Below are 2,035 nucleotides of genomic sequence, written 5' to 3'. Positions count from 1 at the left end.
ATGCTTTAAAACGTCTACCTTTAAAGCAAATATATAAAAAGCTGCACTATGCGTGCAGCTTTTTTGCAAAATTTTCTTGATTTTTCATGCTTTTCAACACAACAAGAATTTTCGAAATCTACGTGAATCTTTTATAATCGTGAGAGACAAGATTCAAAATAAAAGATTTTTTTCAATAATTCTATTTTTTTATGTTTTTCCTTTAAAAAACTTCTTAAATGAAGTGTTGACTCCATCGATTATATATATGCCGTTACAGCATAACAAATATGCGGCTATTGCTCTATTTTTTCCATTCAAGCCAAACAAATTTCGCAGAAAAATATTCCTCTACGATCAACAACTTTTCTCAATATGGAAACCATTTTACATCTCATGTAAGAGGGAGCATTATGCGGTTAACATTTCATTCACACACAATATGAGAGAATAAGTTGAATTCTCTGATACAAAGGGAATACTAACCTACCCAATTATCTATTCTCAACAAAGCAACACTCTCACCACTTCAATACCAGTATTTTAGTTTGAGGATATGAATACATATTTACATTCTAGATTAAATGTATCAAATAAATAATGAACATAAAATCTATCAATAAACAATGGCTTAACTTTACATGCTTCAAACAAAGGACAAAATTCTATAATCATGCGTTATTAATTCTTTTGTAAATATTTTTATCAGATATCAAAAATCGTACCATTGCTTTCAATACAAGAAACCGACATAAAAAATTTCATATTGAATTACCAAAATAGTCTTTTACAAATTGCGATATTATAGCAAAAACTTCATTGGCTAATTATATGAAAAAATAAAATAGAAAATGCACTTTAATAAATATAAAGCAAATCGTTTTATAAAAGAATATGTAAAAAACCATAAATCACCTTATGATCATGTATTTGTGATTCAGATATTGAGTTCAGTTTTGCACAATCGTTTGAAAAAAAACGATGAGATTAAAGTTTATGCGCAACTGCCTAAATGGTTTAAAATTGATACACCTCTTGGATCATATACTCCCAATTAGGCTGTATTATTCGAGCAAGATGGGCAAGAAAAACTGTATTTTGTTGTGGAAAGCAAAGGAAGTATTTTCGAAGACATCTTGCGCGATCTGGAAAAAGCAAAACTCTATTGCGGTCATGAACATTTCAAAGCTTTAGAAGAAAATACCCAATATATTGTTTCTGATAATTATGAAACTTTTATCAATCAAGCAATTTAAAAAGATACCATAACAACTTGAAAAAATGTTTGGGTTATGGAAACAACCCTCCCTTGTTGTTTATAAAATGCAACTTTTTCCTACTCTATAATTTTCAAACTCTTCCTTATAACCGATTTTAATTTTTATTAAACAATCAAGAGATTGTCGAACATTTTTCAGAAAGGGCAGCATATTTAATAAAAGAAAATTATAAACTATTGAAAATACATTTGACACCCAAATAATCATTTAATCATAAAAAATGATATATAAACAAACATTGGATTTTTAAGTCAATAATTTGATTTATAAAGATTTTAACATTTTCCATGTTAAATAATAAATGCAAATGGAGCAGGCATGCACGTCTAGGTTCTGCTTTTGCTCTCATACAGATTGAATTGACAGCGAATAGACTCCTCGATAAACTCATTGACATCAGCTTAACTGATGGCTTAATTCTAGAGAAAAAGGCGGGTTATACACAAGGGGACCATCAGCACTTCCAATCACATTCATTCCAATATCAAAATTGCAGATATCACAAATGCGTGTTCATTCTTAGAGCTCTGTGATTTATGGGGGGGGGAAGCAATATTTTAAAGAATATCTGTAGGGAGCATGATCATGCAAAAGGTAGATTCCTATACCAAATCAGAAAAATATGTCATATATACCGTTATTATTTCCAGCATACTTCCTCTGCTAGACGGGAGCATTGTCAATGTCATCCTTCCTGACCTTGCGCGTTATTTTTCCGTGGAAGGAAATAATATACAATGGGTTGTCACGTCCTATTTTCTAGCCACCGTTCCAGG

2 pseudogenes are annotated in these 2,035 nt (G+C 30.7%); both read left to right on the top strand.

The window, feature by feature from the left end:
- The first annotated feature begins 830 nt into the window (after positions 1 to 830).
- Positions 831 to 1,235: pseudogene (locus tag ACFIO3_RS09695) on the top strand (hypothetical protein).
- Between the two features lie 609 nt (positions 1,236 to 1,844).
- A pseudogene (locus ACFIO3_RS09690) lies at positions 1,845 to 2,035 on the top strand (drug:proton antiporter); the annotation flags it as partial.

This window comes from Bartonella sp. AD328YNZD (assembly GCF_042196425.1).
This window is presented reverse-complemented; position numbering and strand designations above follow the sequence as displayed.